The 19,620-nt window shown below is 70.2% G+C and carries 21 protein-coding genes; 2 read left to right on the top strand and 19 right to left on the bottom strand.

Features of this window, described 5'->3' with window-relative positions; all coding sequences use genetic code 11:
* Nucleotides 1-2 precede the first annotated feature (2 nt).
* From ACWD3C_RS16985 to ACWD3C_RS16935, 11 genes are all read right to left on the bottom strand, one after another.
* Entirely contained in the window at nt 3-476 is a 474-nt protein-coding gene (locus ACWD3C_RS16985) for a GlcG/HbpS family heme-binding protein (RefSeq protein ID WP_451144579.1), read from the bottom strand.
* Between the two features lie 46 nt (nt 477-522).
* The gene (locus ACWD3C_RS16980) at nt 523-1,308 is read right to left on the bottom strand and encodes an alpha/beta fold hydrolase (protein WP_451144577.1); all 786 of its coding nucleotides are present in this window, start codon (nt 1,306-1,308) and stop codon (nt 523-525) included.
* Nucleotides 1,309-1,333: 25 nt separating this feature from the next.
* On the bottom strand, nt 1,334-1,705 hold the full coding sequence (locus ACWD3C_RS16975) for a VOC family protein (protein WP_451144575.1): 372 nt from the start codon (nt 1,703-1,705) through the stop codon (nt 1,334-1,336).
* Complete coding sequence (locus ACWD3C_RS16970) at nt 1,702-2,472, bottom strand: fumarylacetoacetate hydrolase family protein (protein ID WP_451144573.1); 771 nt, start codon at nt 2,470-2,472, stop codon at nt 1,702-1,704. Before ACWD3C_RS16970 ends, ACWD3C_RS16975 begins: the two co-directional genes overlap by 4 nt.
* 5 nt (nt 2,473-2,477) lie before the next feature.
* Complete coding sequence (locus ACWD3C_RS16965; protein ID WP_451144571.1) at nt 2,478-3,929, bottom strand: NAD-dependent succinate-semialdehyde dehydrogenase; 1,452 nt, start codon at nt 3,927-3,929, stop codon at nt 2,478-2,480.
* Nucleotides 3,930-3,951: 22 nt separating this feature from the next.
* Nucleotides 3,952-4,869 (bottom strand): VOC family protein, encoded by a 918-nt coding sequence (locus ACWD3C_RS16960; RefSeq protein WP_451144569.1) that lies wholly within the window; start codon nt 4,867-4,869, stop codon nt 3,952-3,954.
* A 155-nt stretch (nt 4,870-5,024) separates the two neighbouring features.
* A complete protein-coding gene (locus ACWD3C_RS16955) occupies nt 5,025-5,936 on the bottom strand; it encodes a LysR family transcriptional regulator (RefSeq protein WP_451144567.1) in 912 nt (303 codons plus the stop codon).
* Between the two features lie 61 nt (nt 5,937-5,997).
* Nucleotides 5,998-6,957 carry a sugar ABC transporter substrate-binding protein gene (locus ACWD3C_RS16950; RefSeq protein WP_451144565.1) on the bottom strand — a complete coding sequence of 320 codons (960 nt, stop codon included), beginning with the start codon at nt 6,955-6,957 and terminating at the stop codon, nt 5,998-6,000.
* Between the two features lie 163 nt (nt 6,958-7,120).
* Nucleotides 7,121-8,140: an ABC transporter permease gene (locus ACWD3C_RS16945; protein WP_451144563.1), complete on the bottom strand. Its 1,020-nt coding sequence runs from the start codon at nt 8,138-8,140 to the stop codon at nt 7,121-7,123.
* A complete protein-coding gene (locus ACWD3C_RS16940) occupies nt 8,137-9,678 on the bottom strand; it encodes a sugar ABC transporter ATP-binding protein (protein WP_451144561.1) in 1,542 nt (513 codons plus the stop codon). The genes ACWD3C_RS16945 and ACWD3C_RS16940 overlap by 4 nt, the downstream gene beginning before the upstream one ends.
* Nucleotides 9,679-9,716: 38 nt before the next feature.
* Nucleotides 9,717-10,289 (bottom strand): carboxymuconolactone decarboxylase family protein, encoded by a 573-nt coding sequence (locus tag ACWD3C_RS16935; protein WP_451144559.1) that lies wholly within the window; start codon nt 10,287-10,289, stop codon nt 9,717-9,719.
* A 254-nt stretch (nt 10,290-10,543) separates the two neighbouring features.
* Between ACWD3C_RS16935 and ACWD3C_RS16930 the strand changes: the two genes are divergently transcribed.
* Nucleotides 10,544-10,948 carry a cupin domain-containing protein gene (locus ACWD3C_RS16930; RefSeq protein ID WP_451144557.1) on the top strand — a complete coding sequence of 135 codons (405 nt, stop codon included), beginning with the start codon at nt 10,544-10,546 and terminating at the stop codon, nt 10,946-10,948.
* A gap of 16 nt (nt 10,949-10,964) precedes the next feature.
* On the opposite strand, the gene ACWD3C_RS16925 is transcribed toward ACWD3C_RS16930, so the two are convergent.
* The 7 genes from ACWD3C_RS16925 to ACWD3C_RS16895 form a co-directional block, all read right to left on the bottom strand.
* Nucleotides 10,965-12,626 (bottom strand): carboxylesterase/lipase family protein, encoded by a 1,662-nt coding sequence (locus tag ACWD3C_RS16925; protein ID WP_451144555.1) that lies wholly within the window; start codon nt 12,624-12,626, stop codon nt 10,965-10,967.
* A 175-nt stretch (nt 12,627-12,801) separates the two neighbouring features.
* On the bottom strand, nt 12,802-13,752 hold the full coding sequence (locus tag ACWD3C_RS16920; protein WP_451144553.1) for a catechol 2,3-dioxygenase: 951 nt from the start codon (nt 13,750-13,752) through the stop codon (nt 12,802-12,804).
* Between the two features lie 42 nt (nt 13,753-13,794).
* Nucleotides 13,795-14,883 carry a 4-oxalomesaconate tautomerase gene (locus ACWD3C_RS16915; RefSeq protein WP_451144551.1) on the bottom strand — a complete coding sequence of 363 codons (1,089 nt, stop codon included), beginning with the start codon at nt 14,881-14,883 and terminating at the stop codon, nt 13,795-13,797.
* Complete coding sequence (locus ACWD3C_RS16910) at nt 14,880-15,608, bottom strand: 4-carboxy-4-hydroxy-2-oxoadipate aldolase/oxaloacetate decarboxylase (protein WP_451144549.1); 729 nt, start codon at nt 15,606-15,608, stop codon at nt 14,880-14,882. The genes ACWD3C_RS16915 and ACWD3C_RS16910 overlap by 4 nt, the downstream gene beginning before the upstream one ends.
* Nucleotides 15,605-16,354, bottom strand: a complete 750-nt coding sequence (locus ACWD3C_RS16905) for a PIG-L deacetylase family protein (protein WP_451144547.1) — start codon at nt 16,352-16,354, stop codon at nt 15,605-15,607. The genes ACWD3C_RS16910 and ACWD3C_RS16905 overlap by 4 nt, the downstream gene beginning before the upstream one ends.
* A gap of 127 nt (nt 16,355-16,481) precedes the next feature.
* Nucleotides 16,482-17,132 carry a GntR family transcriptional regulator gene (locus ACWD3C_RS16900; RefSeq protein ID WP_451144545.1) on the bottom strand — a complete coding sequence of 217 codons (651 nt, stop codon included), beginning with the start codon at nt 17,130-17,132 and terminating at the stop codon, nt 16,482-16,484.
* A 90-nt stretch (nt 17,133-17,222) separates the two neighbouring features.
* Nucleotides 17,223-18,134: an EamA family transporter gene (locus tag ACWD3C_RS16895; protein WP_451144543.1), complete on the bottom strand. Its 912-nt coding sequence runs from the start codon at nt 18,132-18,134 to the stop codon at nt 17,223-17,225.
* A gap of 68 nt (nt 18,135-18,202) precedes the next feature.
* Here ACWD3C_RS16895 and ACWD3C_RS16890 point away from each other — a divergent pair, with 68 nt between their 5' ends.
* Nucleotides 18,203-19,057, top strand: a complete 855-nt coding sequence (locus tag ACWD3C_RS16890; protein ID WP_451144541.1) for a LysR family transcriptional regulator — start codon at nt 18,203-18,205, stop codon at nt 19,055-19,057.
* Nucleotides 19,058-19,109: 52 nt separating this feature from the next.
* Here ACWD3C_RS16890 and ACWD3C_RS16885 read toward each other — a convergent pair whose 3' ends face one another.
* Nucleotides 19,110-19,274, bottom strand: a complete 165-nt coding sequence (locus ACWD3C_RS16885) for a hypothetical protein (RefSeq protein WP_451144539.1) — start codon at nt 19,272-19,274, stop codon at nt 19,110-19,112.
* Between the last annotated feature and the right edge of the window lie 346 nt (nt 19,275-19,620).

Genomic DNA, 19,620 nt, shown 5'->3' with positions numbered 1-19,620 from the left:
GGTCAGTCCTTTCCGGATGCGGCCGGGCTTCCCGCGACGCCCCAGGCGGCGAACTCCAGCTCGTAGCCGAGGGAGGCGAGGACGTCGTCGGCGATCTGCTGGTCCTCGTCGGCGGTACCGCCGGCGACGCCAAGGCCGCCGAGGATCTCGCCGTCCTTCTTGAGGGTGATGCTTCCCTCGGTGGCCATGATCGGCAGGGCGGCGCCGGGGAGTTGGGAGAGCTGGGAGAAGAAGACGGGCTGGCTCTCCTGCCACTTCTTCAGCATCTTGCCCGGGCGTTGCATCACGGCTGCGGTGTACGCCTTGGCGCGGGCGATGTCCGGGGTGAGGGGGCGGGCGCCGTCCGAGCGGCGGATGGCGACGGGGAAGCCGCCGGCGTCCACCACCGCGACGCTCACCGCCTTGCCGACGGACTGGGCGCGCTTGAAGACGGCGTCGACGATCTCTTCGGCGGCGTCGAGGGTGAGGCTGCTCATACGGCTTCCTTCAGGGCGGGGCTCATGCGGCATTTCGGGGCGGAGCTCATGCGGCTTCCTTCGGTGCGGTGAGGGTGCGGCGCAGGCGGGCGACGGCCGCGTTGTACTTCTCCGGCGCCTCCCAGTACATGGAGTGCGGGGCGTCCGGGACGATCTCCAGGTGCGAGCCGGGCAGCAGTTCGTGGGCGCGGGTCACGGTCTTCACGCCGAGCACCGCGTCCTTCTCACCGGCCAGGAAGGCGACTGTGACGCCCGACTTCCGGATGTCCTCCAGGGACGGGCCGTTGGTGTCGAGGTTGCGCAGGTCGGCCATCTTCGCGACGTTGAAGGTGCCCATCTGCTGGAAGAGGAAGGTGAGGTCGGCGCGCTCCCGCTGGAACCGCTGGGTGAGCAGGCGGTCGATGACGGGGAGCCTGACCGCCTCGGCGCGGTCGGCGGCGGCCAGTTCCTTCAGCTCGGGGTGGCTGACGCCGCCGAGGGAGTGGCCGAGGACGACGGAGCCGACCCGGTCCGGGCGGAGCAGACCGGCGCGGAGCGCGGCGACGGCGCCGATGGACTGGCCGACGAGCATGACGTCGGTGAGGTCCTCGGCGTCCAGGACGGCGACGACGTCGCCGGGGAAGTCCTGTCCGTCGAACTCGGACATCGAAGAATCGGACTTGCCGAAGCCTCGCAGATCCACGGTGACGACCGTGAACTCCTCGCGGAGTGCGGCCACTTGCTGCCACCAGGCGGCGTGGTGGCCCCCGGAGCCGTGCACGAAGAGGATCGCCGCGCCGCTGCCGTGGCGTTCGTAGTAGATGGAGGTGCCGTCGGAGTCGGCGATGGGCATGGGAGCAACTCCTCGCGAGGGCAGGTCAGTTGGGGCGCTTGCCGTGGTAGACCAGCTCGATCATGGTGTGGTCGGGGTCGTGGATGTAGCAGAACTTGGACTGGTTCTCGGGGCGTTCGATCGGCCGGGTGTGCCGGATGCCCAGGTCCTTGAGGTGGGCGAGGAACTCGTCCCAGTCGTCGACCTCGACGGCGAAGTGGTAGGGCGCCATCCGCTCCATCTCCTCGACCGGGGTGAAGTGGAGGTCGAAGTTGCCGCGGGTCATCAGCACCACGCGTGTGTTCGACTTGGGCATGATCCTCTTCATCCCGAAGACCTTCGTGTACCACTCGGCGGTGCGGTCGGGGTCCGTGGTGGGGAAGTTGACGTGGTGGATGTAGCGGGGTTCCCTGCTCATGCGTGGTTCCCTTCGAGATGTACGGGGTTGGACAGCACGCCGATGCCGCTGATCTCGATGTCCACGGTGTCGCCCGCCTCGATCTGGCAGGTGGACTCCGCGCCCATCCACAGGACGTCGCCGGGGTGCATGGTGATGTGCTTGGTGATCTCGACGATGTGGTCGAAGGGGTCGAAGACCATGTCGCCGGTCGCGAAGGCGGCACGGACCTCGCCGTTGACGCGGAGCGTGGTCGTCTGGGCCAGGGCGTCGACGTCGGTCTCGATCCAGGGGCCCATCGGCTTGAACGTGTCGCTGTTCTTGCTGCGCCAGAAGCTGCGGTCCTGGTGCTGCCAGGTGCGGGCGCTGACGTCGTTGCCGATGGTCCAGCCGAAGACGGACTTGCGCGCCTCCTCGTACGTGGCGTGGCGCAGGGTGCGGCCGATGACGGCGACGAGTTCCGGCTCGGCCTCGAAGCGGCCCTCCACCTCTCGTGGTCTGACGATCGGTGAACGGTGGCCGGCGAGCGCGTTGTTGGCTCTGTATCCCACTTCGGGGCGGGTGGGGACCTCGGCGCGTGCGTGCTCGATGTGGCGCCGGTAGTTCATGCCGACGGCGTAGAACACGGGCGGGACGACGACGGGCAGCCAGGTGGCGGTGGCGCGCGGCACCGTGCCGACGACGGTCGGGTCGCCGTCCAGTGGGGAGTCGGACAGCAACTCGATGTCCGCCCACCCCACGCGGCCCCACATCGCCCTGCCGCCGACCGAGACACGGGTGTACCTCATCCGCCTCAGCCCGCCGTCAGCAGATGGGAGACCCGCTTGGTGACCAGGTAGGCGTCCAGCGCCTCCGGCCCGCCCTCCCTGCCGTAGCCGCTGTCCTTGACGCCGCCGGAGGGTGCCTCGCTGACGGAGCCGCCGCAGTGGTTGAGGGACAGGATCCCGGCCTCCAGCCCGCCCGCGAGGCGTTCGGCGGTGGCGGCGGACTCGGTGAAGGCGTAGGCGGCGAGGCCGTACGGCAGTCCGTTGGCGGTCGCGAGGGCCTCGTCGAGGTCGGTGAAGGGGACGATGGGGGCGATCGGCCCGAACGGCTCCTCGTGCATCAGCTCGGCGTCCGCCGGTACGTCGGTAAGGACGGTCGGCGCGAAGAAGTACCCGGCGCGGTCCGGGCGTTCGCCGCCGGTGAGCACCTTGGCGCCCCGGCTCACGGCGTCGGCGGTCAGGCGCTCCATGGCCTTCAGGCGGCGCTCGTTGGCGAGCGGCCCCATGGTCGTGCCCTCCGCCAGACCGTCACCGACGACCACGGCCTCGGCAGCCTGCACGAACGCGGCGGTGAAGTCCTCGACGAGGCTCTCGTGCACCAGGAACCGGCTCGGCGAGGTGCACACCTGCCCGGCGTTGACGAACTTGGCCTGCGCGGCGCGGCGGGCGGCCACGGCCGGGGCGGCGTCCGCGCACACGATCACCGGGGCATGGCCGCCCAGTTCCATCAGGGAGGGCTTCATGACCTTGCCGGCCTCGGCGGCGAGGAGCTTGCCCACGGGGACCGAGCCGGTGAAGGCGACGAGGCGGGTGACCGGGGAGGCGATCAAGTGGGCGGAGACCTCGGCCGGTTCACCGAAGACGAGGTTGAGCACTCCGGCGGGGAGACCGGCGTCCACGAAGCAGCGCACGAGGGCACAGGCGGTGGCGGGGGTCTCCTCCGAGGCCTTGATGACGATCGAGCAGCCGGCGGACAGGGCCGAGGAGATCTTGCGCATCGGGCCGCCCGCGGGGAAGTTCCAGGGCACGAACGCGGCGACGGGACCGATGGGTTCGCGGCGTACGGAGAGCAGGGTGCCGGGGGCGGAGGGGATGATCCGGCCGTACGCGCGGCGGGCGTCGTCGGCATGCCAGCGCAGGGTGTCCGCGACGCGGCGGGCCTCTCCGGTGGCCTCCGCGAGGGGTTTGCCCTGCTCCCGGGTCATGGTCCGGCCGACCTCGGCGGCGCGTTCGGTGAGCAGCTCGGCGGCGGTGTGCAGGACTGCGGTGCGCCTGGCCATGGGGGTGTCGCGCCAGGTCCTGAAGCCCTCGGCGGCCGCGCCGAGGGCGCGGTCCAGGTCGGCGGGGGTGGCGAGCGGTACCTCTCCGATCGTCTCCTCGGTGGCCGGGTTCACGATCGGGGCGGTACATCCGGTGCCGCCCTGGCACCACTCGCCCGCGATGTACATGCGGACGGCGGGGTGGCCGTGGTCGGTGGTCATGAGTGGGTGCCCTCTCAAGGGGTCAGGATGCGGGGGCTTCCTGGTCGCGGTTGGTGCGCAGCGCCCAGATGTGGTGGGGCGGGGTGGTCTCGTGGACGCGGGTCTCGTAGGTGTCGTCGACGCGGTCCATGTCGGCGGCGTACTCGACGCGCCCTCCGCTCGGGGCGTGCAGGAAGCGGAAGACGTTGGAGCCGATAGTGTGGCGGCCGAGCTTGCGGGCCTCCCGCCAACCGTGGTCGATCATGTAGTTGCCGCCCTCCACCACGTCGTCGAAGCCGGGGACCTCGTACGCGATGTGGTTGACACCGGCCCGGTCGGGGCGGTGGCACAGCAGCATGGTGTGCTGGTCGTCGTCGTCCGGTGCCTGCAGGAAGACGCCCATGGGTTCGACGATGTCGGTGGGCCGGAAGCCGAGGCGCTCCACGTAGAACCCGACGGCGCCCTCGCGTCCCTCCTTGCGGATGTTGAGGGCCACATGGCACATGCGCAGCGGCCGTACCCGGGTGATCGGTTCCAGGGCGGTGTTCCAGCGGTCGACGTTGCCGAGTGCGTTGGCCGGCCGGGGCGTGACCTTCGCGGGCTTCGGGCGGGCGAGGGTGAAGCCGACCCCGAAGCCGGTCTCGTCCACGGTGTGGTGAACGCCGTCGGCGCTCTCGCGGACCGTGCGGTCGCGGCCCGCCGCCGTCACCAACTGCTCCAGTTCCTGCGGGTTGTCGACGCCCCACACCACCTCGCGCAGGGTGGGACCGGCCTCCACCGGCGGCGGCAACCGCGGATCCGGGCGGGTGTCCAGGTGGAGGGTCTGCCCGGTGAGTGTCTCGAACACCGCGTGCTCGTCGGTCCTCTCCAGCGGGAACAGTCCGAAGTCGTCGTAGAACCGGACGCATTCGTCGAGGTCGTCGATGCTGTAGGTGACCGATTCGATTCTCTGGATTCCCATGGATTCCTCGCTTCGCGGATCGCCTGTGAGCGTAGATTTCTCGATCGCCGAACCTCAATGGCCCGGGCTCGACGGGATGTGCAATCGTTTCTTGCGGATCGCGGATCGCGGATTGCGGATTGCGGCTACGGTTACGGTTACGGTTACGGTTACGGTTACGGCTGGATGGTGGGGATGGGATTCCGCGAGAACCAATTGGTGAGGAAGTCCAGGAATACGCTGATCTTGCGGGGTGTGGCCTGGCCGGGACCGTAGATCGCGAACAAGGGGCGGTCCGGCACGGCCAGTTCGGGCAGCAGGACCTTCAGCGCGCCGGACATGAGGTCGTCGTACGCCGGCCGCTGGGGCAGTAGGGCGATGCCGCGTCCGTGCACGGCCGCTTTCTGGATGGCGATGTAGGAGTTGGACGAGAACGCCACGTTGCGGATCTTGTGCAGGGTGGAGGCGTGTCCGTGGCCGATGCGCCACACCGGGTCGTTGACGTGGACGAGGCAGTCGTGGTGCGCGAGGCCGTTCGGTTCGGTGAGCGGCCCGACCCGGTCCAGGTACTCCTTCGACGCGCACAGCACGAACGGCAGCGAGGCGATCTTCTTGAGGCGGACGCTGGAGTCCCGCAGGTCGCGGGTGTGGAAGGCGACGTCGAATCCGCTGTCGAGGAAATCGTAGGTGCGGTCGGACATTCCGCCGAGTTCGAAGCGGACCTGGATTCTTGGATGTTCCGCGGAAAACGCGGCGATGGCGTCTCCCAGATCCAGACTGCCTATCCACTTGGGGCAGATAATGCTGAGCGTTCCTTCCGCCCGGTCGTGCAGTTGGGCGATGCCGGCGTCCTCGGCCTCGATCTCCTCCAGGATGCGCGCGGCGAACTCCGCGTACCGCTGGCCCGGTTCGGTCAGGCTCACCGACCGGGCCGTGCGGTTGACGAGACGGACGCCGACCTGCCGTTCGAGCTCGGCGACATGGCGGGACACCAGCGAGCCGGACGAGCCCAGCTTCTTGGCGGCTCCGCTGAAGCTGCCGACCTGCGCGACGGTGACGAAGCTGTGCATGAGGAGAAGTCGGTCCATGGTTCCTCTCAAGACCTCTGGCGGCAGGTGGCTCTGACGCCGGCTGTACGGAGTGCGTTGCTTACTCGGCGCAGTACGCCGGGGCCTCGTCCGCGGTGCCGGCGGTCACCAGATGCAGCGGTGTGCGCGTGATCTTCTCGGTGCCCTGGTCGCCGTCGAGCAGCTTGACGGTGCTGTCCAGGGCGTTGGCCCCGGTTTCCGCCGCCGGGTTGGAGACCGTGCCGAGGAAGCTGCCGTCCTTGACGGCCTCGACGCCGCGCTCGGTGCCGTTGTTGGTCACGATCTTGACGTCGGCCTTGGCCGCCTTGAAGGCGTTGAGCGCGCCGAAGGCCATCTCCTCGTTGGCGACGAAGACGTAGTCCAGGTCGGGGTGGGACTGGATCATGTTCTCGGCCACCTCCTGCGCCTTGGCCGTGTTGAACATGCCCGGCTGGTTCGCGACGACCTCGGCGTTGTCGGGGAGGTTGTCGGTGAAGCCGCCCACCAGGACGTCGGAGGCTGCCCCGGGGGCGCCAGCGATGACGCCGACGTTGACGTCCGTGCCCTTGGCGTCGTCGGCGACCAGTTGGGCGTCCATCTTGCCGACGTCGGCGAGCGGCACGACCGAGGCGCCGAGCACGTCCGCCATGTCGTCGAGGAGGACCGAGGTCAGGAAGATCGGCACGTCGGCGGCCTTGGCCTTGGCGATGTCCGCCTCCAGGGCGTCCACGTTGACCGTCTGCACGATGACCGCGTCGACGTTGCGGGAGATCATGTCCTCGATGTTGGACAGTTCCTTGCCCGCGTCCTGCGCGGAGTTGGCCGTGTAGAGCTCGACGCCCAGCTCCTTCGCCTTCAGCTCGATGGAATTCTGCAGACAGGTGTGGAACTCGGTGTTGCTGCCGTTCACGAAGCCGATGGTGTATTTGGCGTCGCCGTCGGCACCCACCGTGGCGCTGTCGTTTCCGCAGCCGGTGAGCAGCAGCCCGGTGCCGAGGGCGGCGGCGAGGAGGGCTCGGCGGTGTCGGTGAGTGATTCTCATGGTGGTGCCTTTCCTGTCGGACACGCGCCTGACCCGGGCGCACGGAGACGCGGCGCGGGACGGTCGCATGGAGGGTGTTGGGGTGGGCCGGGCGGCTCTCGCGGGATCACCGGGCGCCCTCGGCCGTCGAAGCCTGTGGGGGAGGTCGGGGACGTGCCGGGCGTCAATGCGCGTGACTGTGGCGGGACTTCTGGATCTGGTTGGCGACGGCCGCGATCACGAGCACGGTGCCGACCGACACGGGCTGGTAGAAGGAGGAGATCTGCAGCAGGTTCAGGGAGTTGGCGACGACACCGAGCAGCAGGACACCGAAGGCCGTGCCGACGATCGTGCCGTGGCCGCCCGCCAGTGCCGTACCGCCGATGACGACCGCCGCCACGGCGTTCAGCTGCAGCAGGAGGCCGCCCGTGCCGGGGCTGCTCGCCGCCAGCCGGGAGAGCAGCATGACGCCGGCGAGTCCGGACAGGGTGCCCGCGGCCGCGTACAGCACCAGCTTGTTGCGGTTGACGGCGATGCCGCTGAGGCGGGCGACGTGCTCGTTGCCGCCGATCGCGAAGACGTCGCGGCCGAACGTCGTGTACTTCATGACCAGACCGGTCAGTACGAGGACGACGAGCGCGACCAGGGTCAGGTTGGGCAGGCCGAGGGTGTATCCGGTGCCCAGGCCGGACAGCGAGTCGCCGATCGACACGGTCGTACCGTCGAGGACGACGAGCGCGACACCGTCCAGGATGGTGGCGGTCGCCAGGGTCACCACGAAGGGCGCCACGTTGGTGTAGGTGACGATGAGCCCGTTGACCAGGCCTATCGCGGTCGAGAGCACGGTCGAGGCGAGGATCGTGACCGTGACGGGCGTGCCCCCGTGAATGAGCTGCGCGGCGAAGGCGGTGACGACGGCGACGTTGCTGCCCATCGAGAAGTCCATGCCGCCCGCGGTCATCACCAGGGTCAGGGCGGCGCCGAGTACGGCGACGATGCTCACCTGGCGCAGGACGTTGATGAGGTTGTCACTGGTGAGGAACGCGTCGCTCTGGGTACCGGCGATGACCGCCACCAGGACCAGCACGCTGAGCAGTCCGAGGTGCGGGATGCGCCGCAGGCTCGCCGGCAGTCCGCTCCGTGTCTTCTCCCGCGGCGGCGAGTCGACCGGATGCGGGGCCTCGGGTGCGGTTTTGAGGCTCATGAGCGATTACCTCCCAGAGCGGTCGCGACGAGTTCGTCGCTCGTGATGGCGGCGATGGCGTGCTCGGCCACGATGCGGCCGGAGCGGACGACCACCGCGCGGTCGGCCAGGCGCATGACCTCCTCGGCGGACGAGGAGGCGAGCAGGACCGCCACACCCCGGCTCGCAAGGTCGTCGATGATGGAGTGGATGTCGGCGATGGCGGCCACGTCGACCCCGTTGGTGGGGTCTTCGAGGAAGACGGCCGTGGGCGAGGTCTCCAGCCACTTGGCGAGGAGGACCTTCTGCTGGTTGCCGCCCGACAGCGTGCTGACCGCCGGGTTGCGCGAGAGGGTGACCACGCCGTACGCCCCGCGGAGCGGGGCGGCGCGGCGGGCCAGCGCGGATTCGCGGTGCAGCCGCAGGCGGGCGAAGCGGTCGCGCGCGAGCATCAGGTTCTCGTCGACGGACAGCGCCGGGACGACGCCGAGGTTGCGGCGGTCACCGGTGACGCAGCGCAGCCCGCTGCGCAGCGAGTGGCGCACCCGGCCGAGCGGCACCCGGCGGCCCTCGACACGCAGTTCCCCGGCGTCGGGCCGGACCCTGCCGGAGAGCACGTCGAAGAGGAAGGACTGGGCGTCGCCGGCGGCCCCCAGCACACCGACCACCTCGCCCTTGCGCACCTCGACGCTGAAGTCACGGATGAAGCGGCCCCGGCTCAGGCCCCGGGCCTGAAGGCCGATCTCGTCCTTGGGCGCCGGGCGGGTGGGGCGCCGGGAGACCACGTCACGGCCGACCATGTGGCGGACCAGGACGGGCCCGTCGAGTTCGCGGGTGGGGGCGGTGTGCACGATGCGTCCGTCGCGCATCACGGTGACCCGGTCGGCGACCTCCAGCACCTCGTCGATGTAGTGCGAGATGTAGATGATCGCGATGCCCTCGTCCCGCAGCCGGCGCACGAGCGTCTTGACCTGCTGTGCGGCCTCGGCCCCCAGGCACGCGGTCGGCTCGTCGAGGATGAGCACCCGGCCGCCGCGGCGCACCTCGCGGGCGACCTCGACCATGGTCTGCTCGGCCACGGTCAGCGCCCCGGCCGGCTGGTCCACGTCGAGCGCGATGCCCAGGTCGTCGAGAGCTGTGCGGGCCTCGGCGCGCACAGCCTGCCAGCTGACCCGGCCGTGCCTCAGCGGCAGGTCGCCCAGCAGGATGTTCTCGGCGACGGTGAGGCCCATGACGAGTTCGCGGCGCTGCGGCACGAACGAGACCCCGAGGCGGCGGGCCTGGCGCATCGTCAGGGACCCGTGGGTGCGGCCGTCGAGTTCGATCCTGCCCTCGTCGGCCTGGTGGACCCCGGCGAGGACGTGGACGAGGGTCGACTTGCCGGCCCCGTTCATGCCCATCAGCGCGTGGATCTCGCCCGGCTTCACATCCAGGTCCGCCTGTTTCAGCGCGGCCGCCCCGCCGAAGCTCTTGGTGACGCCTCGGAGGCGGAGGACGGCCCCGGGTGAAGGGGCGGCACCGCCGTCGGCCGTGGGCCTGGCCGGTGTCCTGGGGGTCACGGCGGAACCTCCCTGCGTGCTCCGGTCGGTGAGGCGGGTCACGACCGCGTCCGGTCGGTGTCGTCGGGGTCGGGGGCGACGTGCTCGAAGCCGCGGATGTCCGGGAAGGGGGGCTCCCGGTCGGGCTGGAGGTCGACCTGGAAGGTGTTCAGGCACATGCCGAGCATGGTGAAGTTGCCGAGGGCGCCGATTGTGTCGACCAGCCCCTTCGGCCCGAAGTGGCCGAGGGCGCGGGTGAAGGTGGCGTCGGAGACGAAGTGCTGCTCCAGTACCTCGCGGCAGAAGTGGTAGAAGGCCTGATCCACCTCGTCCTCGAACACCGCCTCCCGCTTCTCGGCGATGGCCTTGACGGCGGCCTCCGGGATGCCGGCCTCGATCGCCTGGTGCACATGCGCGTTCCAGGAGTACTGGGCGTCCCAGTTCCGGGCGGCCATCAGCAGCGTCAGCTCGCGCAGATGCTTGGGGAGGTCGCAGTCGAAGCGGGCGAAGGCACCGAGGGACTCGGCCCGTTCGCACATCTCCGGACTGTGCAGCCAGACCCGGAACGGGCCGCGGACGGCTCCGCGGCGGCCGGCGATACGGGCAGCGAGTTCCCGCTGCCGCGGATTCATTTCCTCATCGCTGAGAACGGGGAGCCTCATCTGGCCGATACCTGCCTTTTCTTTCCGGCTCGTTTCCGGCACGGAACGGGACGCCGTGCGACGCCAGCCGACGGTACAACCGGGGGCCCGAAGCTCACCCCTCCCGGAATGCAAGGTAAAGCTGCACGACGGAGGGCACCCATTCGCCGGTCCGCGACCTAACGTCGATCGACACGTCACCGAGAACGCATCACCGGGAACGAGAAGTTGGAGAGGAAATCCGGATGACCACGATCATCAAGGTCGCGTCCGTGCCCCTGCTCGACCGGGGCGGCTCCGTCGTGACGACACCGCTGATCACCACGCCGTCGGCGGGCGGGGAGAACCGGATCACGAGCGGGATGAGTGTGTATCCGGTGGGCTCCGGCGCGCCGCTGCACTCGCACAACTGCGACGAGCACGTAACGGTTCTCGAAGGTGAGGCGGAGGTCTGGGTCGACGGCGAGACGACAAAGCTGGAGCGGTTCGACACCACCTACATTCCGTCACCGATCCCCCATCTCTTCAGGAATATCGGCAACACCCCGTTGCGCATCCTGTGGGTCTATACGTCGGGCACGGTGACCCGCACGTTCACCGAGACCGGTGTGACCGTCGAGCACCTCTCGGCGCAGGATCAAATGGGCTGAGCCGACAGGTTCGCTCTCAGGAGTCGAGCTCCGTCCAGAAGTCGAGGTTGTGCTCGGTGCCGAAGTCGTCTCCGGCCTCCGAGCACGGGGCCGGTGCCTCGTTGCCGGCCGGTGCGGTGTCGCAGGCGGACAGCGACATCAACTCCTCCGTCCTCGTGCTGTACTTCGGCCACTTCGGCGTGCGCGGGCCGTTCGGGTCGCCCTTCGCGGCGAACCTGCCCCAGTAGGTGATCATCTGCTCGGCCAGTTCGAGCTGGTCGTCGTCGTACGGCAATGTCTGGCCCAGGTAGTCCCAGAGGTAGCCGAGGTCGTCGACGTGGATGGCGCCGCCGAACGGGAAGCCGCGGGCCGCTTCGCTGCGCTGCTGGATCAGGTGGATGGAGGTGAAGTGCGGGGTGTCGCTCTCGGCGAACTCGTAGGCGTACGTCGGCACCCACTTCGACAGCGTGCCCATCAACCGCTGGCGTGCGTACGAGGTGGAGCCGTTCTGCGCGTCGGTCCATGCCTCGCCGGGAGTGTCGTAGGCGCCGAGCGGGTATTCGGCGAGCACCGCGTCGGCGTCGTCACCGTAGGCCGACTTCACGGCCGCCTCGTACTGTGCGGCGGTCATCGGGTTGCCGGTGTAGTCGTAGTTCTGGAACGTGGACAGACCCCGCTCACTGTTGGTCTGACCCAGCATCACCGGTACGCGGGTGAACTTCCCCGTCCGTACCGCTTCGGCGGGGTCGGTCGGGAAGGCGGCGCCGCCGAGGGAGGGCCGGACGCCGGCCTTCTGCTGGGCGGCGACGATCGCGGAGGCCGGCTTGGCGCGCAGGCAGACCAGGACGTCCGGGGCGGTGGCGCAGCCGATCTCCTCGACGAAGGCGCGGCTCTGCGTCTCGCCCGCGGCGGCGGACTGAATGCCGCAGCTGCCGCTCATGATGACGGCCCGAGCGAACAGGCCCCTGGCGGTGGGCGAGGTCAGCTGGGCGCAGACCGAGCCGCCTCCGGCGGACTGGCCGGCGATGGCGACGCTCTTCGGGTCGCCACCGAAGCGGGAGATGTTCGACCGGACCCAGCGCAGCGCCGCCTGCTGGTCCATCAGGCCATAGGTGCCGGGACCGTCGGCGCTCTCCTCGCGCAGCTCGGGCAGGTTCAGGAAACCGAGCGGGCCCAGGCGGTAGTTGACGGTGACGACGACCGAGCCCGTCTGCCGCACGAGCCGGCGCGGGTTGGTGTCCTGCCCGGCGCCGCCGGAGTAGCCGCCGCCGTGGATCCAGACGAGGACGGGCAGGCGACCCTTGGCGCCGTCCGGTACGTACACGTTGAGGGAGAGGCAGTCCTCGGTGGCGATCGGCTGCTCGTAGCCGGGGTCCCAGCCGGAGGACTGGGCGCAGCGGTCACCGAACCGGGTGGCGTCGCGCACCCCGGACCACTTCGGCGCGGGCTTCGGCGCGGTCCAACGCAGCTTGCCGGCCGGGTCGGCGGCGTACGGGATGCCGAGCCACTCGTCGTAGCCGGTCCGGTCGGCGCCGCGGACCTTGCCGTTGGTGGTGCTCACCACGGTGGACGTCGGCCGCTGCGGACTCGCGGAGGCCGAGCCGTCCACCCGGGCACCCGCGGGGCCCGCGGAGTTGAGCCCCAGGCCGATCAGGCCCGCGAGCGCGAAGGCGGCGCCTGCTCTGTCTCGAAGTCTCATCCGTCTCATCGCTCCCTGCTGGCTGTGGGCGTGCTGAGCGTGGACAACTGCGAAGGGACGGCCGCGACCGTACTCGGGAACCAAGCTGTCGGCAATATGTAGGACATAATTGTTGACAGTGACTATTGAACCGTGTCATCTGACGGTTCTGACCGTGCGGACGGGCCGAGAGGGTTCAGTCGACCGGCGGTGTGCCGTGCGTGTGGAAGGACTCGATGGTCTTCAGGCCCCACGCCTGCCCCTTGGAGCGCTCGGCCTGGGTCCAGGTGATCAGGGGCCAGTCGGGGGCGAGGACCAGGCGGGTGAGCGGGTTGCACAGCTCGATGCGGTTGCCGCCCGGCTCGTAGACGTACAGGAAGAACGTCTGCTGGATGGCGTGCTTGTGCGGGCCGGTCTCGATGAACACGCCCTGGTCGAGGCAGAGATCGGCGGCGCGGAGGATGTCCTCGCGGGTGTCCGTGGCGAACGCGATGTGGTGCAGGCGGCCGTTGGACCCGGTCCAGTCCTCGGTGTAGACGACGTCGTACGACTTGTTGGTGAAGGTCAGCCAGCGGGCGGCGATCCTGCCGGTGTCGAGCCTGATCTGCTCGGTGGGGCGGGCGCCGAGGCCGTGTTCGATGAACTCGGCGTTGGACCGCACGTCGGCGGCGAGGAAGTTGACGTGATCCAGGCGGCGTACGCCCACGCCGTGGCCGGGCTTGGCCTGGGGCTGGTTCTTCAGGCCGGGCCTGAGGTCGGGCGGTGCCTGGTACCACTCGCTCTCCCAGTACAGGGCGACTTCGTGGCCGTCGGGATCGGTGGTGACGTAGAGCGGGCCGATGCCTGGTTCGTCCTTGACCCAACGGCCCGCGTGGCCCGTGTTCTCCAGTTCCCTCACCCGGCGTTGGAGTGCTTCCTCGCCGGCGGCGCGCAGGGCGGTGCGGCGGATGCCGGAGGTCGAGTGGGCGGTGAGGACGAGGCTGTGGTGCTCGTAGTCGTCCCAGGTCCGCAGGTAGACCGAGTCGCCGGAGCGGCCGTTCTCGGTCAGGCCGAGGATCTCGGTGAAGAACCACAGGCTGTGGTCGAGGTCGGGGGTGAGCAGTTCGACATGCCCGAGGTGGGCGATGTCGCCGAGCGGCGGGGCCATCAGCGACTCCTCAAAGGTGGGGTGCGGTTCGGCGGGCCGGGGTCACAGGTGTGGTGCGGGTTCGGCGGGCCGGGGGAAGACCGTGCCGTCGAAGATCTTTCGGGCAGTGCGTACGACGGCCGTACGGCGGGCCACGGGGGTGGTCCCGTCGGTTCCGTGGTCGAGGGCGCTCTCGATGTCCAGGAATCCGGTGGGGTGTTCGATGCGCATCCGGTCCCCCTCGTCCGGCAGGCGGGCCACGCCCTGGCCGACTCCGCCGACGACGCGCAGCCCGGCGGCGACGCCGGCGGCGCCCAGGACGCCGATGGCGGTGTGACAGCGGACCGGGATGAAGGTGCGGGTCATGACGGTGCCGCCGTGCACGGGCGGGGCGAGCAGGCTGAGCTTGGGCACGGTCGTCCCGCCGACGTCACCCAGGCCCATGAGCCGTCCGGCCTCCAGCCGTATCTCCTGGAGGCGTTCGCGGAGGGACACGTTCCTCTCCAGGTCCGTGGGCTCCTCGTAGCCGGTGACGTCGAGGGACGACGCGGCGATCAGCACGGTGGGCATGCCGTTGTCCACGCAGGTCACCGGCACACCGGCGACGGTGTCCCGGGCGTTGCCGGTGGGCAGCAGAGGACCGCTGCCCCGCTCGAACTCGATGACCACCGGCGCGGCGGTGCCGGGCACGCCGGAGATCCCGGTCGAGCCGGTGTAGTCGACGCGTCCGTCGGGCGTGGGGAAGGTCGCGGTGGCGAGGTTGCCGCTGTTGACCATGTGGACGCGTACCGAGGTGTGTCCGTCCTGAGGCGTGACCAGGCCGCGTTCCACGGCGAAGGGGCCGACGCCGGCCAGGATGTTGCCGCAGTTCTGCCGGTCCGTCACCTCGTGCTTGCCGACGGCGACTTGGAGGAACAGGTAGTCGACGTCGGCCCGGGGGTCGGCCGACGGGGAGACGACGGCGACCTTGCTGGTCAGGGGGTGCGCGCCGCCCAGGCCGTCGATCTGCCGGGGGTCGGGGCTGCCCATGATCCGCAGCAGCAGTTCGTCTCGGTTCGCGGGGTCGGCCGGGAGGTCCCGGGCCAGTAAGTAGGCGCCCTTGGAGGTGCCGCCGCGCATCAGCATGCAGCGGAGCCCCTCCTCCGGGGTCATGAGTCGTCCTTCTCGCGGACGTACGTGTCACCCCGGACGTAGTCCTCGTAAGGCTGGTACCGCACCCCCAGGCGTACCAGCGTCTCGCGCAACCCGTAGCGGTCCAGGCCGAGTCGGCCCTCGATGAAGGCGGCGCGGGTCGCCTCCTCCTTCGCCGTGCGTGCCTCGGCGGCCTTGACGGCCTCGGCGGTGCGCTCGCGCGGGACGCACATCACGCCGTCGTCGTCGGCGAGGATCACGTCACCGGCGCGGATGACCTGCCCGCCGATGGCGACCGGCACGTTGACGGAGCCGCCGGTGGCCTTGACGGTGCCCTGTGCGGAGACGGCCTTCGCCCAGGCGGGGAAGCCCATGCCGCGCAGTTCGGCGGTGTCGCGGATGCCCGCGTTGATCACCAGGCCGCGGACGCCGCGCTGTTGGAGGGCGGTGGCGAACAGCTCGCCGAACATGCCGTCCGTGGAGGGCGAGGTGGTGGTGACGACGAGGATGTCGCCCTCGCCGCACTGCTCCACGGCCGCGTGGATCATGAGGTTGTCGCCGGGCCAGCTGAGTACGGTGACGGCGGTTCCGGCGATCCGTGCGCCCTGCTGGACGGGGCGCAGTTCGGGGCCGAGGAGGCCGGTGCGGCCGAGGGCCTCGTGCACGGTGGCGACGCCGTGGCCGGACAGGGCCTCGACGTCCTCGGCCCCGGCCTTCGGCGGGTTGGTGACGATGACGCCGCTCATGCCAGCTCCTTCGTGATCTGCGGGTACGGGCGCATATAGGCCTCGGCCATGGTCTTGTGGGCGAGGCCCAGGTTGGGTCCCGCGTTCCGCTTGAGCTGGACGCCCCGGCGGACGGCGAGGTCGGTGTAGTAGTCCCAGAGGTGCCGCTGGGCGGCGAGGCACTCCATCGCCTTGCGCTTGGTCGCCCACACCTCGGTGATGTCGAGGAGGACTTCGGGCCTGAAGCCGCTCATCTCGGGCTGGTGCGGCTCGAAGTAGAAGACGGGCGGGGCGCCGATGATCTCGCCCGGGCCGGGGTAGCCGATGGCCTGGGCAAGGACACGGGCCTGGAGTGCCATCCGGTTGGCGGCGGGGTGGTCGCCGTTGTAGGGGTCCTCGGCGGGGTGGGTGAGGACGACGTCGGGCTGGGTCTCGCGGAAGACCTCGACGAGTCTGGCGGTCAGCTCGGGGGTGGTGACCAGGGGGTAGTCGCCGGCGTCGTAGAAGCGGACCTCGGCGCCCAGGGTGGCGGCGGCGCGCTCGGCCTCGTCCCGGCGGATCGCCTTGATCTCCTCCAGCTTCCTGCCCTCGCGCCACGCCTTGGCGGACTCGCCGCGCTCCCCGAAGGTCAGGCACGCGATGGTGATCTTCTCCCCGCGCGAGGCCGCCAGGGCGATGGCGCCGCCGGCCCGCCACACGAAGTCCCCCGCGTGCGCGGTGACAACCAGTGTCGACCGTGGGGCAGCGGGCGCCGTGCCGTGCGTCATGGGTGAATCTCTCCTCTTTCAGGCTCGGTTCACGTCCGGGGCGCTTGCGGCCTGTGCGCCCCTTCGGCTCACTCGCCGTGGTGGACGGGCCGGCTGGCCCACCCGGGAGCGTCATGCGCGCGGTGCGTCATTCACGCAGCGCGTCGATCACGCTCGTGAGGTGGGCGCGGACGGCCGCTTCGGCCGCCTGCGGGTCCCGGGACCTGATCGCCTCGATCATGGCCAGGTGCTCGTTCAGGGACTGCTGAGGCCGTCCCGGCCGCAGCGCCAGCTGGAAACGGTGACGCACCAGCTGCGCGTTGAGCCGCTCCAGCAGCTCCACCGCCACCTGCTGGCCGGAGAACTCCCTGATCCGGGCGTGCAGTTGCTGGTTGTGCTCCGAGTACGTCACCGGCTCGCCGTCGGCCACGGCCTTGGACATGGCCGTACCGATCTCGGTGAGCTGGGTCAGTTGGTCGTCGCTCGCCTCGACGGCCGCCTTGGCCGCGCACAGCGCTTCGAGGGCCATGCGGCACTCGGTGATGGCGACCGCCTCCTCGACGCTCACCACCCGCACCCGCGAGCCGCGGTTGCGGATCCGCTCGACCAGACCCTCGGCGGCCAGATCGATCAGCGCGGCGCGGATGCTGGCCCGTGTCACATCGAACTGCTCGGCGAGTTCGTTCTCCACCAGCCGCTGGGCCGGTGCCATGTCGCCCTGCAGAATCGCCTGCCGCAGCCGCGTGAGCGCCAGCTGTTTCGCCTGTTCGCCGGTGCCCGGACGGGCTTCGTTCGGCATGGTGCCCTCCCTGTGTGAGTGCGTGTCGAACGTAAATCTAGGCGAACAGGATTGTCAACAATTTTGTTCTGCGTATCGCCGACAGGACCTCTACGCGCGCCGCGAGACGATGCTGAGCGAGTTGGCCGCGACGACGGCGGCGATGGCGGCCCACTCGGTCAGGCCCAGGTTCTGCCCGAGGATGATCCAGCCGGCCAGGGCGGCGAGGACGGGGTTGACGCTCATGAAAAGCCCGAACGCCTGGGCCGGCACCCGGCGCAGGGTGAACATGTCCGCGAGGTACGGCACGGCCGAGGCGAGGACACCGGCGGCGACGGCGTAGCCGAGGGCCCCCACGGTCGGCGGCTGCCGGACGACGAGGACGACACCGACCGGCAGGAACAGCAGGGCGGAGACCGCGGCGGCGGCAGCCGAGCCCTGCGCTCCGGGGATGCGCCGGCCGACGGTGCGGTTGAGCAGGATGTACGAGGCCCAGCAGGCGGCGGCCAGCAGGCCCAGGCCCATGCCGAGGTAGTCGGCGGAGGGCTGCGGACGCATCAGGGTGATGACGCCCGCCGCGGCGATCAGCGCACAGCACGCGTCCACGCGGCGGCGCGAGGCGGCCAGGGCGATGACGAGCGGTCCGAGGAACTCCAGGGTCACCGCCAGCCCGAGGCCGATGCGGTCGATGGCCGTGTAGAGGGACAGGTTCATCGTCCCGAAGACCACCGCCAGCAGCAGCACCGGCCACCACTGCCGAGCCGTGAAGGTCCGCAGGTCGGGGCGTCCGACGGCGAGCAGGACGAAGGCGGCGACGTACTGCCGCACCGCGACGACTCCGACGGGCCCGAGCACCGGGAAGGCGAGGGACCCGATCGCGGCACCCACCTGGTTGGAGACACCGCTGCCGACCATCGTGGCCACACCGACGAGGCCGGCTCCACCGGACTTCGGGGCGACGGGCGGGGCGGAGGTGATGATGCGAGGTGCGGAGGCGGTGCGAGGTGCGGTCGCTGTCTTCATGCCCCGATCGTGCGGCCGTACAGTCCTTGCGCAAAATGCATCAGCCACTCGATCTATACGATGGAGTCATGGATGTGGAGCTCCGGCAGTTGCGCTGTCTCGTCGCGATCGTCGACGAGGGAAGTTTCACCGACGCCGCGATCGCGCTCGGCGTCTCCCAGGCCGCCGTCTCCCGCACGCTGGCCTCGCTCGAACGGGCCCTGGGGGTACGGCTGTTGCGGCGGACCTCCCGCGAGGTGACGCCGACGGTGACCGGTCTGCGCGTGGTCGCGCACGCCCGGCGAGTGCTCGGCGAGGTGGACGACCTGGTCCGGGAGGCCACGTCCGGTCATGTCCGGCTGCGGATCGGTTACGCCTGGTCGGCGCTCGGCCGCCACACCCTGGACTTCCAGCGCCGCTGGGGCGCCGCGCACCCCGGCACGGATGTTCAGCTGGTGCGCACGAACTCCGCCACGGCCGGGCTGGCCGAGGGGGCCTGTGACCTCGCCGTCGTCCGCAGAGCGCTGGACGAGCGCCGGTTCGACTCGGCCATCGTGGGGCTGGAGCGCCGGCTGTGCGCGCTGGCCGCCGACGACCCGCTGGCCAGGCGCCGTTCGGTCCGCCTGGCCGACCTCAGCGACCGTACGCTGCTGGTCGACCGGCGGACCGGCACCACGAGCACGGACATGTGGCCGCCCGATTCCCGCCCGGCGACCCGGGAGTCGCACGACATCGACGACTGGCTCAATGTGATCTCCACAGGCCGGTGCATCGGTATGACCGCGGAGTCCACCGCCAACCAGTACCCACGGCCCGGTGTCGTCTACCGGCCGCTCCGCGACGCCGAACCCATCGCCGTGCGGCTCGCCTGGTGGCGCGACGACCCGCATCCCGCCACCCAGGCCGCGATCGAACTGGTCACGGCGCTCTACCGCACGGGGTGAGCGCGGGCACCCGCCCCGACCACGCCGGGGTGACTGCCCGGTCGTCGGGTCGTCAGCGGGCCGGTGGCGTCAGGTGCAGCACGCTGCCCTCGCCGTTGGCCGAGACGAGCAGCGAGCCGTCCGGGCCCACGGCAAGGCCCGCGAACTGGAGTGCCATGTTGTGCCAGCCAGCGGCGGTGAGGTCGTTCACGATCGTGGTCAGCGTGGCAGCGTTCACGGTCAGACTCCCTTCGAGGTCGAGCGGTAGGCGCGGGTCCTACATGCGGCAGAGTGGAACTTCGGCGGATGGCCACGGCCCTTGTAGGGAACGGGCTCCTCGCAGTCAGGGCCCTGGCACACGGCTTCGGCGCGAGTGGCCATCAGGCGGGGCTCCGCGTCCTCCGCTTCGTCCTGAAGCTCTTGACAGAACGTGTCGGCGTCGTCGTACGGGCACATGGTGCGGCGGCCCCTGCCGCGCTGGAGGAACGGCTGGCCGTACAGCTTGCAGGTGACCAGCGGGCGCGAATCCTCGGGTTGTCCTCGCCTCTCGCCAGACGGCGCCAGAGGGCGCGGGACTGGCGCCG

This window comes from Streptomyces sp. NPDC002845, from assembly GCF_053591955.1.
This window is presented reverse-complemented; position numbering and strand designations above follow the sequence as displayed.